Below are 13,610 nucleotides of genomic sequence, written 5' to 3' on the forward strand. Positions count from 1 at the left end.
CCTTTTCTCGAAGAACCTTACAAAATAAACTGACTCAAATCGCGGTTGACGGCGATGTCCTTGAGCTTCTTGTCGACGTAGGCGGCATCGACGCGGACTTCCTTTTCTTCCATCTCGGGAGCGTCGAAGGAGAGATCCTCCAAGAGCTTTTCCAAGATCGTATGCAGGCGGCGCGCGCCGATGTTCTCGGTCTGGGCGTTGACGTCGCAGGCGAGCTGCGCGAGGCGCTCGATGGCGTCGTCCGCAAAGTCGAGCGCGATGCCCTCAGTCGCGAGAAGCGCCTTGTACTGCTTCAAAAGAGCGTTCTGCGGCTCGGTCAGGATGCGCTGGAAGTCTTCCTTCTGCAGCGACTTCAGCTCGACGCGAATCGGGAAGCGTCCCTGCAGCTCCGGAATGAGATCGGACGGCTTCGCCGTGTGGAACGCGCCCGCCGCAATGAAGAGGATGTGATCGGTCTTGATCGGGCCGTACTTCGTCATGACGGTCGAGCCTTCGACGATCGGCAGGATGTCGCGCTGCACGCCTTCACGCGAGACGTCGGGGCCTGAGCCCTGCCCCTTGACGGCGACCTTGTCGATCTCGTCGAGGAAGACGATGCCGCTCTTTTCCGCCGCGCGGATGGCGGCGTCCTTGACCTCCTCCATGTCGACGAGCTTCGCGGCTTCTTCTTGTTGAAAGAGCTTGCGCGCCGCCGCCACGGAGACCTTGCGCTTCTTCTGCTTCTTCGGCATGAGGTTCGCCATCATGTCCTGCAGATTGTCGCCCATGCTCTCAAGGCTTGAGCCTGCGAACATGCCGACCATCGGCTTGCCCGAGTCTTCGATCTCGATCTCGATGACTTCTTTTTCCAGCTCGCCCTTCGAGAGGCGCTTTCTGACCCACTCGCGCCCCGCCACATACTTCGGCTCTTTATTTTCCTCCGACGATTCCTTTTCCTCGTCGTCAGAGCCGCCAAAAAGCTTGCCCAAGGGGTTCTGCGACTTCTTCGGCTGCGGCACGAATACATCGAGGATGCGCTCCTCGGCCAGCTCGGCTGCCCTTTCCTGCACCTTTTCCATGCGCTCCTGGCGCACCATGCGCACGGCCGTCTCGGCGAGGTCGCGCACGATGGACTCGACGTCGCGCCCCACATAGCCGACTTCCGTGAACTTCGTCGCCTCGACCTTGATGAACGGCGCCTTGACGAGTCTCGCCAGACGACGCGCGATCTCGGTCTTGCCGACGCCCGTCGAACCGATCATCAGAATGTTTTTCGGTATGACATCGTCCTGCATGGCGACGTCAAGCTGTCGGCTGCGCCAGCGGTTTCTGAGCGCGATGGCGACGGCTCGCTTCGCTTCCTTCTGCCCGACGATGTAGCGGTCAAGTTCCTCGACGATCTGGCGCGGCGTCTGCTCGTTCAGCATGCTCTCTTCCATTTCGACCTTTTCCTGCAAGTCAATCCAGCTCCTCTACCTTGATGTTGTGATTCGTAAAGACGCATATATCGGCGGCGAGCGTCAAGGCTTCCTTGGCGATTTCCGCCGCTTCCATGTCCGTGTGCTTGACGAGGGCGCGCGCTGCCGCGAGCGCGTAGAAGCCGCCCGAGCCGATCGCCGCAACGTCGCCATCCGGCTCAATGACCTCGCCGCCGCCCGAGATCATCAAAAGCGTCTCGGCATCGGCGACGAGAAGCAGCGCTTCGAGCTTTCGGAGCACGCGATCCGTGCGCCACTCCTTGGCAAGCTCGACCGAAGCGCGCATCAGGTTGCCGTTGAATTCCTCCAGTTTCGCCTCAAACTTCTCGAAGAGCGTGAAGGCGTCGGCGACCGAGCCGGCGAAGCCCGCGACGACCTTGCCGTGGTAAAGGCGGCGCACCTTGCGCGCCGTCGATTTCATGATGGCGCTCTGTCCGAACGTAACCTGACCGTCGCCCGCGATCGCCGTCTTTCCCTTCTGACGCACGGCGACGATGGTCGTCGCGTGAAATGTCTGTTCCATAGCTTGTCCTCCTACTCCATCTCGCCGCGAAAATCTTCAAGCGCGCAAAGCGCACGCTCGGCGAGCATTTCCTTCTTGCGCTTCTTGTCGCGGATGCGTCCCTCCAAGGGAGGCAACAGCCCGAAGTTGACGTTCATCGGCTGGAAGTGACGCGAATCTGCCTCCGTGATGTAGGCAGCGAGTGCGCCGTGGCACGTCTCGCGCGGAAACACGAGCGGCAATTTCCCCTTTGCGAGCCGCGCGGCATTGATTCCTGCGACAAGACCCGAGGCCGCTGACTCGACGTAGCCCTCAACGCCCGTCATCTGTCCGGCGAAGAGAAGTTCCGCCTCCTTCTTGAGCTGATACGTCGGCGCGAGAAGGCGCGGCGAATCGATGTATGTGTTGCGGTGCATGACGCCGTAGCGCATGAACTCGGCATTTTCCAGTCCCGGGGTCATGCAGAAGACGCGCCGCTGCTCGCCCCATTTCAAATGCGTCTGAAAGCCCACGATGTTGTAAAGCGTGCCCGCGGCATTATCCTGGCGAAGCTGCACGACGGCATGCGGGCGCACACCCGTCTTCGGGTCTTCGAGGCCGACGGGCTTCAAAGGGCCGAAGAGCAGCGTGCTTTCCCCGCGCGAAGCCATGACCTCGACGGGCATGCAGCCCTCGAAGAACACGGGCTTTTCAAAGCTGTGCAGCTCCGCCGTTTCCGCCGTCGTCAGCGCCTGCCAGAAGGCGCGGTACTCCTCTTCTGTCATCGGGCAGTTGATGTAGGCAGGCTCGCCCTTGCCGTAGCGCGAAGCGCGATAGGCCTTCGTCATGTCGATGGATTCGAGCGTCACGATGGGAGCCGCCGCATCGTAAAAGTAAAAGGACGCATCGCCCATCATCTCGCGCAGGCAGGCGGCGAGCGCACCGTCCGTCAGAGGGCCGGACGCCACGATGGTCACGGCATCCTCTTCTCGCGGAATCGTCTCGACGCGCATCCGCACGACCTCGACGCGCGGGTGCGCCGTGAGCTTCTCAGTAATAAAGCGCGAGAATCCCTCACGATCGACGGCGAGCGCACCGCCCGCCGGCACGCGAGTCGCGTCCGCTGCTGCCATGACGAGAGAGCCGAGACGGCGCATCTCCTCCTTGAGGACGCCGACGGCGTTCTCAAGACCCGCGCCGCGCAGAGAATTGCTGCAAACGAGCTCGGCGAAGCCCGCCGTCTTGTGCGCGGGACTTGAGTCGGCAGGGCGCATCTCATAGAGCGTGACCTGAGCGCCGCTCTCGGCCGCCTGCCATGCAGCTTCGCTGCCCGCAAGTCCCGCGCCCACGACAATGACCTTCTTCACGTTGTTGCCTCCGCTTCCGCCGCCTTTTCCGCCGCTGCAGCTTCCTTCGCCTTCTTCGCTTCCAAGCGTGCGCGGCTCCTCTCAATCTCCTTGTTGATCGGGTGATCGATGCGCGTCTTGCATTCCTCGTTGCTGCAGTAGGGCAGGATTCTTCCGTTCTTGTAGCGATGGCGCAGCATGAAAGCGCCGCATTCCGGGCACTTTTCCGTCAATGGCTGGTCCCATGTCACATAGTCGCACGCGGGATAATTTTCGCAGCCGTAGAACGCCTGCCCGCGCCTTGAGCGGCGCTCGACGATCCTGCCGCCGCACTTGGGGCACGGCACGCCCGTATCTTTCAAAAGCGGCTTCGTGTTGCGGCAGTCGGGAAAGCCCGGGCAGGCGAGGAACTTGCCGTAGCGTCCCTGCTTGACGATCATGTTCCTGCCGCACTTCTCGCAGATGACGTCGGAAACCTCCTCGGGGATCTCTACCTCGCCAATCGCCTCGTCCGCCTCTTCGAGCGTCTTTTCAAACGGCTCGTAAAAGCCGCGCAGAAGGTCGTTCTTGTCCACCTTTCCCTCGGCGATTTCGTCAAGCTCGTTTTCCAGTCCCGCCGTGAACTGCACGTCGACGATGTCCTTGAAATGTTCTTCGAGCATGTCGTTGACGAGGAAGCCGAGGTCGGTCGGCTGGAAATGCTTGTCCTGGCGCACGACGTAGCCGCGCGCCAAAATCGTCTCAATGATCGGCGCATAGGTGCTCGGACGGCCGATGTCCTCTTCTTCAAGTGTCTTGACGAGCGACGCCTCATTGTATCGCGGCGGCGGTTCCGTGAAGTGCTGCTCGGGCAGGAGATCCAAGAGGGAAAGCGCTTCCCCTGCCGCAAGTTCGGGCAGGAGCACGTCCTTTTCCTTCTTGTTGTCGGCATAGACGGCGAGGAAGCCCGGGAACTTCAGCGTCGAGCCGGAAGCGCGCGCGATGTAGCGCTCGCCTGCCGCCACGCTGACGCTCACCGTATCGAAGACGGCGGGCGTCATCTGGCTCGCGACGAAGCGCTGCCAGATCAGGGTGTAGAGACGAAGCTGCTCACGCGACAAATATTTTTCCATAAGCTCGGGCGTGTTCTCGACACTCGTCGGCCGAATCGCCTCGTGCGCGTCCTGCGCCTTCTTGCCCGCCGCATAGATATTGGGCTTTTCAGGCAGGTAATCCGCGCCGAACGACGTGCCGACGTAGCCGCGCACCTCATCGAGCGCGAGGTCGGAAAGACGCGTCGAATCCGTGCGCATGTAGGTGATGAGGCCGACGGGGCCGCGCCGGCCAAGTTCGACGCCCTCATAGAGCTGCTGGGCGATCATCATCGTGCGGCGCGACGTGAATCCGAGCTTCCTCGATGCGTCCTGCTGCATGCTGCTCGTCGTAAAGGGCGCGACAGGATTGCGCCTGCGTTCGCGCTTTTTGACCTCCTTGACCGAAAAACTCTGCTTCGCCATATCCTTGACGAGAGCTGACGTTTCTTCTTTCGAGTGCAGCGCGAGCTTCTTGCCGTCGACGGTCGCGAGTTCAGCGGCAAACTGTGCGCCGCGCCCCTTCTTGAGCTTCATGCCGACCGTCCAGTATTCCTCGGGCACGAACGCCTGAATCTCCTTCTCGCGGTCGCATATAAGTTTGACCGTCACCGACTGTACGCGGCCGGCGGAAAGCCCCTTCTTGATCTTGCGCCAGAGGAGCGGGCTGAGCTTGTAGCCGACGATGCGGTCGAGCATGCGACGCGCCTGCTGCGCGTCCACGCGGTCGAGGTTGATCGGGTACGGCTCCTTGACCGCCGCCTGTATGGCGGGCTTCGTAATCTCGTTGAAGACGATGCGGCAATTCTCGTTCGGGTCGATGCCCAGAATGTGCGCGAGATGCCAAGCGATCGCCTCGCCTTCGCGGTCAGGATCGCTTGCCAGATAGATCTTGGCGGCGCGCTTCGCATCCTTCTTCAGCGCCTTGATGAGATCGCCCTTGCCGCGGATATTGATGTACTTCGGCGCAAAGTCGTTCTCAACGTCGATGCCGAACTGGCTCTTCGGAAGATCGCGCAGATGCCCCATGGACGCCCGCACCATGTATTTCTTGCCGAGATACTTCTCGATCGTCTTCGCCTTCGCCGGCGACTCGACAACGACCAAGGTCTGCGGAGCTTCCTTCTTCGCTGCAGTCTTTTTCGCCGCGGTCTTCTTCGCAACGGTCTTCTTCGCAGCAGTCTTCTTCAGCGCTGACTTTTTTGCGGCAGGCCTCTTCTCAGCGGCAGATGCCGTCGCGGCGGACTTCTTCGCAGCGGATTTCTTGGTCGCCGTCTTCTTCGCCGAAGCCTTCTTTACGGCAGCCTCCTTCGCTGCCGGCTTTTCCACGGCGGCTGTCTTCGCCGCACCCTTTCCAGCGGCTCTCTTCCCTTCTTTTTTCTCCGCTTGCCCTGCGACTTCCCTATTCTTCTCTTGCGGCGTCTTTTTCTGCGCTGTCGGCAAGATCGCCCCTCCTCAACTACTTAGATACTCAAACACTCTTCCCCTTGGCGCTGCGTATGTATGTGCGCATGGGCGTCTCCTCGACAAGTCCCTTGACGCGCAGCCCCAGCAAGAGGAATGCGACGTTCGCGGCCTTGCCCTGCAGGCGGCAGATCAGCTCGTCGAGAGAAAGCGCCGCCTCACGCGAAAGGAGCGCGTAGACCGTCGCTTCCTCCTCCGTCAATTCCTGCGAAGGCGATGCGTTCGTTCGCGGCGCGCCGTCCTCGTACTCAGCGACAACGTCCGCCGCCGAGACGACAAGCCGCGCCCCCTGCTGAATCAGGCGATGGCAGCCACGGCTCGTCGCCGAGTAGATGCTGCCGGGCACGGCAAAGACGTCGCGCCCCTCGCTCAGGGCGAACTCCGCCGTGATCAAAGAGCCGCTCCGCTCCGCCGCCTCGACGACGATTGTGCCATGCGCAACGCCGCTGATGATGCGGTTCCGCGCGGGGAAGAACGCCGCGAGCGGCGCCGTGCCCGGCGCATACTCGGAAATGACCGCACCCTTCTCGGCAATCTCCGCCAGAAGCCGCGCATTCTCGCGCGGATAGGCGACATCGACACCGCAGCCGAGCACGGCGACCGTCTCGCCCGCCTGCAAAGCGCCCTTGTGCGAGGCCGTGTCGATGCCGCGCGCCGCGCCGCTCACGACGACAAAACCGCGCTCGGCAAGACCGAGCGCGATGTCCTCCGCCGCCCCCTTGCCATAGGCGCTCGCGTGCCGTGCGCCGACCATGGCGACGACGGGATGCTTCAGGCAATCGAGCGAGCCGCGGCAAAAGAGCGTCTGCGGCGGATTGTAGATTTCCTTCAACAGAGCGGGATATGCCTCATCTGACGGAACGAAGAGCGAGATGCCGCCCTTTTCGCACGCAGCCGCAATCTCCTCGGGCAGAGCTTCGTTCCTGCGGCAAAAATCATGCAGCGCCGCCGCACGCTCGGGCGAAAGATGCGCTGCACGAAGCGCCTCGGCGCGCGCGTGCCACGCGTCCTGCGCCGACCCAAAAACGCGCACGAGGGAGGCCGCCACACGGCTCCCCACGCTCGGAGCACGGCAAAGAGCCGCGAGGAAGAATCGCTCCATGAAGTCACTCCTCTCCACCTCTTTGCGCCTTCATGCGTCACGAAAATCCCGCGAAGGCGTCCTTACGCCCTGCGCGTGACCTCGACCTCGACGTAATCCAACGGGCCATGGATGAGCACGGCATGCTTGCGCACGCGTGTCGTAACCTCAACGACCTGCGGGAACTTCTTCAAGATGCAGTCACCCGTCTTCGCCGCAAGAGTCATCAAGAGGTTGACCTTCGTCTCCTCCACAGTGTCCTCGATCAGAGGATAGACCGCCGCTGCATCAATCGCACCGTCTTCGATCCGATCCGTATCGCAGGCCTTGTCGTCGCGCGTCACCATCTCGACATCGACGTTAAGCTTCGCGCCCTGCTCCTTCTCATATTCATAAACGCCCTGAAAGCCATAAAACATCATGTTCATCATTCTGATCTTTGCCATGAAAATCCTCTCCTTCTCCCACGTTTTACATCTCCAAAAGCGCCAGGATATCGCGCGCCAAGACGTCAAGCCCCCACGGCTGACGCAGAAGCACGGCGGCGGCCGCACGGTACTGCGCGAGCGTCGCGAAGAGCAGTACATCCGTGCGCTCCTCGCTGAGGTCGACGGCATGGCGCGATACGGCGGCGTCCGCCCCCTTCGACAGGAACGTCTGCTTGACGACGTTCGCCGCCTTCGTCGGCATGTCATGCACGCGGATCACGCAGAAGACAGCCTTGTCACGCATGATCGCGACGCCCGCTTCCGTGCAGCCGATCTCGCGCATGGCCGCCGCCGCCGTCTCCCTGCCCCAAGGCTCCATGCGCTCAAGCGCAAAACCTTTCCGCTCCACGAAATCCCCCCTTGCGCTTCATTTCCTCTCATTGTATCATAAAGAGAACGGAAAAGGTACGAAAAATTTGCAAAGCAGCGACAAACGGGGTGAACTCCATGAGCGACGTCTTCCTGCTCTTTCTCATCTTCCTCATGCTCGCCTATACATTCTGGGACGAGCTTTTCACACGGTAATCATGCAAGGCGGGTCTGTGCGCACAATGAAGTGCGCACAGGCCCGTCCTGCCGTTTTCATGAGAATCACCCGATACATTCAAAGATACCGCCCCGTGACACTCTGCGGCTCCCTGTGGATGTCCTCGTGCGTGCCGCAGGCGACAATCTCGCCCCCTGCATCCCCGCCGCCCGGCCCCATGTCGAGGATGTAGTCGGCGTTCCGGATGACATCGAGGTCATGCTCGATGACGATGACGGTCGCGCCGCTCGCCAAGAGTGTCTGAAATACGCCGAGCAGTGTCTCTACATCGAGCGGATGCAGACCGATCGTCGGCTCATCGAAGACGAATACGGAGCCCTCCTGCCCTCTTCCCATATCGCTCGCGAGCTTCAATCGCTGTGCCTCGCCACCCGACAGCCCCGGCGTCGCTTCGCCGAGCGTCAAATAGCCTAGACCGAGATCGTGCAGGATCTGAAGCCGCCGCTGCACCGCCTTCAAATCGCCGCAAAGTTCCAGCGCCTCATCGACGCTCAGCGACATCAGCTCGGGCAGAGAACAGGCCTGCTTCCCCTTGCGCTGCACGCGAAGAAGATCGGCGGCTTCCCTGCAATAGCGCGAGCCGCCGCAGTCGGGGCAGTCAATCGTGACATCGGGCAGGAATTGGACATCGAGGCTGATCGAGCCTGTTCCGTCGCACGTCGGACAGCGAAGTTTCCCCGTGTTGTAGGAAAAATCCCCCGCCTTATAGCCATGCGCCTTCGCCGCCTCCGTGCGCGCATAAATCTTTCGCAGCTCGTCGTGTACGTTCGCGTAAGTGGCGACGGTAGAACGCACGTTGGCGCCGATCGGCACAGCGTCGATCAGCCGCACCTGCCGCACGCCGTCGGCGGCGATTTCTCGAACGTGCGCGGGAAGCGCCGTGCCGTTGATCTGCGCTTCGAGCGCCGGAATGAGGCTTTCGAGGATCAGCGTCGTCTTGCCCGAGCCGGAAACGCCGGTCACGACGCTCAGTCGTCCCAGTGGAAACACGGCGTGAAGAGGCTTCACCGTATGGATCTGCTCCGTTTTGAGCTCGATCCTGCCATGCCGGAACATACCCTCAGCCGGCGCAGGCGTATGGACGCGCACCTTTTTTCTGCCGGACAGAAAGGCGCCGATGCGCGAGTTCTCGTTCTTTTCCAGCTCCGCGAGCGTCCCCTGCGCGATGATCGTGCCGCCGCCCGCTCCCGCCTCCGGCCCCATCTCAATGAAGTGATCGGCGCTCTTCAAGATCTGCACGTCATGATCGACGAGAATGATGGAATTCCCGTCAGCCATGAGTTCCTGCATGACATGCAGCAGGCCTTCGATGTTCGACGGATGAAGTCCTATGGACGGTTCATCGAGAACGTAGAGCACGCCCGTCGTCCGATTGCGCACGGCGCGCGCGAGCTGCATGCGCTGCCGCTCTCCCGTCGAGAGCGTCGACGCCGCGCGATCGAGCGCGAGGTAGCCGAGACCGAGTTCCATGAGGCGCGCCGCCGTATGCCGGAACGTCTCGCAGATGCTTTGCGCCATCAGAACCATATCCTGCGGCATCGCCCGGGGAACATCCGCGACCCACGCCGCAAGCTCCGTCAGCGTCATGCGGCAGACATCCGGCAGGGAAAGTCCCGCGAGGCGCGGCGCACGCGCTGCATCCGAGAGGCGCGTGCCGTGACACGACGGGCAGATCTCCTGGCGCAGGAATTTTTCCACGCGCTTCATGCCCTTTTCATCCTTGACCTTCGCAAGCGCATTTTCTACGGTATAAATCGCGTTGAAATAGGTGAATTCCATCTCTCCCGCCGCACCAGTCTTTTTGAGCTGATAGACCATATGCACTTTGTCGGGCGGCCCGTGAAAGACGATGTCCCTCTCTTTCGCGGTAAGCTCGCGGAACGGCACGTCCGTCCGCACGCCCAACTTCTGCGCAATCTCCTTCATCAGCGACCACATGAGCGTCTGCCACGGCAGCACCGCGCCCTCGTCGATCGAGAGAGATTCGTCGGGCACGAGCGTCGACTCATCGACGACGCGCACGATTCCCGTGCCGCCGCACGCCTCGCAGGCGCCGCCGCTGTTGAATGCCAGCTCCTCCGCACCTGGCGCGTAGAAATGCACGCCGCACGTCGGGCAAGTGATCTCCTGCTCCGCTGCGACCCTGCGCGTCGGCGGCACATAGTGACCGTTCGGGCAGCGATGGCTCGCCAGACGCGAGAACATCAGCCGCACGACGTTCAGCAGCTCCGTCGCGGTGCCGAACGTGCTGCGCATCCCGGGCACGCCCGGGCGCTGATGCAGCGCGAGCGCCGCCGGAATATAGCGCACCTCGTCGACACGCGCCTTCTCCGCCTGTGTCATGCGCCGCCTCGTGTACGTCGACAACGCTTCCAGATACCGCCGCGACCCTTCGGCGTAGAGCACGCCGAGCGCGAGAGAGGACTTGCCCGATCCCGAAACGCCCGCAATGCCGACGATTTTATGCAGCGGAATGTCGACGGATATATTCTTCAAATTGTGCACGCGCGCCCCTCGGACTTCGATCGCCAATGGAGCCGCCCGGCTTTCGCTTCGTTCTTTTATCATTTCGTCTCCCATCTTGCCGGCCTTGGCTACTTTCTCCTTCCTGCAACATCTTCCCGTTCCTCGCAGATGGGATTCTCGGCAAAAAGCCGATTCACCCTCTCGATAAACAGAGCTCTGATTTCTTCAAACGAATGATGCCGAAAGTAACTAGGAGACAGATCTTCCAACGCTTTTCGCTTGATTTTACGGAATTTTTGGCGATTCCTGTATAAAAAATCCGCCGCACAGTTGACTTCATAGTAGGTTTCGTATTTTGTTCTCTCGTCGAATCTTACGATGGTGCAGCAAGAATTCCATTCTATATTGTATCGGTTGATAATATATTTTTTGCAAATCAATTCATGCCAGATCTCACTGCCGATAACAGACATATCAATAACCATCGTGCTTCCTCCGGGATGATTTCCGTCACATGACCCTCCGGTGAAGATACAACAAGCAGATATGGCTTTGATGTAACGGGCGATGAAGCTATCGAGGCATGATACGCCGACTTTCCATGCATGCTCCCGGCGTTGGAAGTACTGCCAGTTATAGCCATTGCACCACGACTCCCCTCCATACGGAGGACGAGCGTCGAACAGATCTTCAAAGGCGGCAACGTTCAAGTCAGACGAAGGGACGATCTCGCTTCCGCAAAGACTGCCGCATTCGGATTCAGCCAACAGCCTATTCAAATAACGGGCATCATCCATATACCTTTCATCATGTAAGCAGGAATTATCACTGAGGCATGGTTTGCCATCTATGATTTCCACTAAAAAACCGCGGGCTTTGATCAATGCGATCAAATAATCCTGTTCACTTTTACAGCTTTGCCGTATTCTTGCAAAAAAGTCCGCTCTATTCACGATACCCTCTCCCTATATAATCTTAGATCCGCTTACCCGTCTCTACGTTGATTCATTGCCGTTTCCACGCCGGCTCTGTTGTCCTTGGAATATGCAAAGATTGAAATCTTAAGTTTATTATAAGATATTCACAAACAATGTCAACATAAAGCAAAACAGCGATTTGCATGAATACGGCAAATCGCTGTTTCTTCTCAACCCTTCTCCTCAGGCCAATCCTTGCAGGAAGTTCCGCATGATCTTCTCGCCGTCGGGCGTCAGGATGGACTCGGGATGGAACTGGATGCCCTCGATGGCATACTCCTTGTGGCGCACGCCCATGATCGTGCCGTCTTCCAGCTCGGCGGTGACGGCGAGGCAGTCGGGCAGAGATTCGCGCTCGATGATGAGCGAGTGGTAGCGGCCGACTGCCACTTTCTCGGGCAGCCCTGCGTAAAGGTCCTGCCCGTCGTGGCGAATCGGCGAAGGCTTGCCGTGCACGATCTCCTTGGCGCGCACGATGCAGCCGCCGAAGACTTCGCCGATTGCCTGATGGCCGAGGCAGATACCGAGGAGCGGCACTTTGTCCTTCGCCGCTTCGATCAGCGCTTCAAGATTGCCCGCATCCTTCGGCAGCCCCGGCCCCGGCGAGAGGATTACGGCCTCGTAGTGCGCCGCCAACACGTCCTCGGGCATCACGTCATCGTTTCGCACGACCTCAACCTCTGCGCCGAGGGAAGCGAGAAGCTGATAGATATTGTAAGTAAATGAATCGTAGTTGTCAAAAAGCAACAACATCGTTTTCCACCTCCTCGACAACTTCAAACAGCGCCCGCGCCTTCTGCAGAATCTCCCGATATTCGTTTTCGGGCACGGAATCCGCGACGATGCCCGCCCCCGCTTGGATCACGGCGGTTTCGTCGTTTTCGATGCGCATCGTGCGCAAGGTGATGCACATGTCCATATTGCCGTAGAAGTCCATATAGCCGACCGTGCCCGCATACGTGTTGCGCTTTACAGGCTCAAGCTCGCGGATGATCTCCATGGCGCGCAGCTTCGGCGCACCGCTGACCGTGCCTGCGGGAAATGCCGCCGCCAAGACGTCCAGAGGGCGGCATTCCTTCTTGAGCCGTCCGACGACCTCGGAGACCATGTGGAGCACATGGCTGAACTTCTCGATCTTCTTGAGCTTCGTCACGCGCACGCTGCCCGCCTCGCTGATGCGCCCGATGTCGTTGCGCGCGAGGTCGACGAGCATCGCGTGCTCGGCACACTCCTTCGCGTCCGCCTTGAGCTCGGCAGCGAGCGCCGCGTCCTCCTCGTCGTTCCTGCCGCGCCGGCGCGTGCCCGCGATCGGATAGGTGAAGATCTTGTCTCCCGCCACCTTCACGAGTATCTCGGGCGAAGCGCCGACGAGTTTGACGCTGCCGAAGTTCAGATAGAACATGTAGGGCGACGGATTGACCTGTCGCAGGCGGCGATAGAAGTGGAAGCTCGGCTTCGTGATCTTCTCGCGGAACTGGCGCGACGGCACGACTTGGAAGATGTCGCCGGCGAAGATATGCTCCTTCGCCTTTTCGACGGCGGCAATAAAGTCACCGGAATCGCTTTCATACTTCGCGAGGAAGTCGAGCGGCTTCCTTCGCTTCGCAGCCGTTTTGGCGGCAGGCGTGACGGGCGCGCGCAGCCGTTCTGCAATCGTTTCCATCTTCCGCTCCGCCTCTTCGTACACAGCATCTGCCGTTTCCTCCGTGACGCGCGCGAGATGGATGAGCCGCGCCGTATTTTTCAAAGCGTCGAAGACCACCAGGTGACGGCAGACCATGAACTGTCCGAGAAGTTCATCTTCGTCGAGCATCATTGTGCGCACGCGGTCGAAGGTCGCGGCGATTTCGTAGTTCAGATAGCCGACCATGCCGCCGTTCGCCAGCGGCAGCTCCTCATCCTCCACCGCAGGGCGGAAGCCTTCCATATATTTTTTGAGCGTTTCCTGCGGCGTGCCGTCGAAGCATTTCATCAAATCGTTTTCGCGAATCATCAGGCGCTCCTTGAAAACCTGCAGGCGAATGAACGGCTCGGCGCCGATGAACGAATAGCGCCCGAACTGCTGATGCGTCGTGTCGACGGATTCGAGGATGAAACCCTCCGCCTCACCGACGAGCTTGCAAAAGACGGAGACGGGCGTATCGAGATCCATGGAGATCTCCGCCGTGACGGCGATGAGATTCGCCGCCTTTGCCAATTCCTTAAAACGCGCCAACGATGGCTGCAAAGTCAT

General features: G+C 60.2%; 11 protein-coding genes. All 11 read right to left on the reverse strand.

Annotated elements, in window-relative coordinates; genetic code table 11:
• Nucleotides 1–17: 17 nt before the first annotated feature.
• The 11 genes from hslU to trpE all read right to left on the reverse strand — a co-directional run bounded on the left by hslU (nt 18) and on the right by trpE (nt 13,610).
• Nucleotides 18–1,418, reverse strand: coding sequence for an ATP-dependent protease ATPase subunit HslU (gene hslU, locus OL236_RS07800; RefSeq protein WP_265070173.1), 1,401 nt, complete (start codon nt 1,416–1,418; stop codon nt 18–20).
• A gap of 19 nt (nt 1,419–1,437) precedes the next feature.
• Nucleotides 1,438–1,980: an ATP-dependent protease subunit HslV gene (hslV, locus tag OL236_RS07805; RefSeq protein ID WP_009644931.1), complete on the reverse strand. Its 543-nt coding sequence runs from the start codon at nt 1,978–1,980 to the stop codon at nt 1,438–1,440.
• An 11-nt stretch (nt 1,981–1,991) separates the two neighbouring features.
• Entirely contained in the window at nt 1,992–3,305 is a 1,314-nt protein-coding gene (gene trmFO / locus OL236_RS07810) for a methylenetetrahydrofolate--tRNA-(uracil(54)-C(5))-methyltransferase (FADH(2)-oxidizing) TrmFO (protein ID WP_265070174.1), read from the reverse strand.
• The gene (gene topA, locus OL236_RS07815) at nt 3,302–5,797 is read right to left on the reverse strand and encodes a type I DNA topoisomerase (RefSeq protein ID WP_265070175.1); all 2,496 of its coding nucleotides are present in this window, start codon (nt 5,795–5,797) and stop codon (nt 3,302–3,304) included. Before topA ends, trmFO begins: the two co-directional genes overlap by 4 nt.
• Nucleotides 5,798–5,825: 28 nt before the next feature.
• Nucleotides 5,826–6,920, reverse strand: a complete 1,095-nt coding sequence (dprA, locus tag OL236_RS07820) for a DNA-processing protein DprA (protein ID WP_265070176.1) — start codon at nt 6,918–6,920, stop codon at nt 5,826–5,828.
• Between the two features lie 62 nt (nt 6,921–6,982).
• Complete coding sequence (folB, locus tag OL236_RS07825) at nt 6,983–7,345, reverse strand: dihydroneopterin aldolase (RefSeq protein WP_009644917.1); 363 nt, start codon at nt 7,343–7,345, stop codon at nt 6,983–6,985.
• Nucleotides 7,346–7,370: 25 nt separating this feature from the next.
• Nucleotides 7,371–7,736: a dihydropteroate synthase gene (locus tag OL236_RS07830; protein ID WP_265070177.1), complete on the reverse strand. Its 366-nt coding sequence runs from the start codon at nt 7,734–7,736 to the stop codon at nt 7,371–7,373.
• 255 nt (nt 7,737–7,991) lie between these two features.
• Nucleotides 7,992–10,502: an excinuclease ABC subunit UvrA gene (locus OL236_RS07835; protein ID WP_265070178.1), complete on the reverse strand. Its 2,511-nt coding sequence runs from the start codon at nt 10,500–10,502 to the stop codon at nt 7,992–7,994.
• Between the two features lie 26 nt (nt 10,503–10,528).
• Entirely contained in the window at nt 10,529–11,293 is a 765-nt protein-coding gene (locus tag OL236_RS07840) for a hypothetical protein (protein ID WP_265070179.1), read from the reverse strand.
• A gap of 267 nt (nt 11,294–11,560) precedes the next feature.
• Complete coding sequence (locus tag OL236_RS07845; RefSeq protein WP_265070180.1) at nt 11,561–12,130, reverse strand: anthranilate synthase component II; 570 nt, start codon at nt 12,128–12,130, stop codon at nt 11,561–11,563.
• The gene (gene trpE / locus OL236_RS07850; RefSeq protein ID WP_413777393.1) at nt 12,114–13,610 is read right to left on the reverse strand and encodes an anthranilate synthase component I; all 1,497 of its coding nucleotides are present in this window, start codon (nt 13,608–13,610) and stop codon (nt 12,114–12,116) included. The genes OL236_RS07845 and trpE overlap by 17 nt, the downstream gene beginning before the upstream one ends.

Origin of the sequence: Selenomonas sputigena (assembly GCF_026015965.1) — a bacterium.
GTDB lineage: Bacteria > Bacillota > Negativicutes > Selenomonadales > Selenomonadaceae > Selenomonas.

What these genes read in the sequence shown, in the direction of transcription:
- hslU (WP_265070173.1), bottom strand. Translation starts at nt 1,418, where the DNA reads ATGGAAGAGAGCATGCTGAACGAGCAGACGCCGCGCCAGATCGTCGAG.
- hslV (WP_009644931.1), bottom strand. Translation starts at nt 1,980, where the DNA reads ATGGAACAGACATTTCACGCGACGACCATCGTCGCCGTGCGTCAGAAG.
- dprA (WP_265070176.1), bottom strand. Translation starts at nt 6,920, where the DNA reads ATGGAGCGATTCTTCCTCGCGGCTCTTTGCCGTGCTCCGAGCGTGGGG.
- folB (WP_009644917.1), bottom strand. Translation starts at nt 7,345, where the DNA reads ATGGCAAAGATCAGAATGATGAACATGATGTTTTATGGCTTTCAGGGC.
- OL236_RS07835 (WP_265070178.1), bottom strand. Translation starts at nt 10,502, where the DNA reads ATGATAAAAGAACGAAGCGAAAGCCGGGCGGCTCCATTGGCGATCGAA.
- OL236_RS07845 (WP_265070180.1), bottom strand. Translation starts at nt 12,130, where the DNA reads ATGTTGTTGCTTTTTGACAACTACGATTCATTTACTTACAATATCTAT.
- trpE (WP_413777393.1), bottom strand. Translation starts at nt 13,610, where the DNA reads ATGACTTTGCAGCCATCGTTGGCGCGTTTTAAGGAATTGGCAAAGGCG.